A 751-nucleotide genomic window follows, 5' to 3' on the forward strand; every position below is an offset into this window, starting at 1 on the left:
CATCAGCACAATTCCGAGACCGAATAGAGGAGTTGGGGCTGCGGCAGAGCTGCGGACGCACCGGATCCTGTTTCGACAACGCCGCCGCGGAGAGCTTCTGGGCCCTGCTCAGGGAGGAGATCGGCACCCGTACCTGGCCAGACCGGGCCACCGCCCGCACCGAGGTCCTCACCTTCATCGAGACCTTCTACAACCGCCGCCGCCTGCGCAAACACAAGACCTTCGGCTACCTCACCCCGGCCGAGACCAGGCAACGACACCAGCACACCCTCGCGGCATAACGAACGAGTGTCCGAGATCACGGGGAAACTTCACTTTCGGGGTCTCTCCGGCCACCGCGCACCGCCGGTTCACGCTCTGGACCGAGGCCGGGCTGTGGCGCCGGCTGCACCGGGCGGTGCCGGACGAGCTCGGGGCCCGGGGCGAGGTGGACTGGGCCGCGGCGATCGTGGACGCGGCGAGTGTGCGGGCGAAAAAGGGGGCTCGCTGACCGGGCGCAACCCGGTCGACCGGGGCAAGAAGGGCAGCAAGCTCCACGTCCTGTCCGACGCCCAGGGGCTGCCGCTCGCCCTGGGTGTCTCGGGCGCGAACGTCCACGACAGCCAGGCGCTCCTGCCGCTGGTGGCGGGCATCCCCGCCCTCCGCTCCCGGCGCGGCCCGCGCCGACGCCGCCCCGGCAGACTCCGCGCCGACAAGGCCTACCACTCCGCCGAGCACCTGGCCTGGCTCCGCGAGCGGGGCATCGTCCCGC

The 751-nt window shown here is 71.5% G+C and carries 1 protein-coding gene and 1 pseudogene; both read left to right on the forward strand.

What is annotated here, in order from left to right; genetic code table 11:
- Positions 1-281, forward strand: a 281-nt coding sequence (locus AC2CJA_RS27005) for an integrase core domain-containing protein (protein ID WP_484605255.1), incomplete at its 5' end; no start/stop codon positions are given.
- A gap of 35 nt (positions 282-316) precedes the next feature.
- Positions 317-751: pseudogene (locus AC2CJA_RS27010) on the forward strand (transposase); the annotation flags it as partial.

Source organism: Streptomyces sp. ATLC9 (assembly GCF_057196705.1).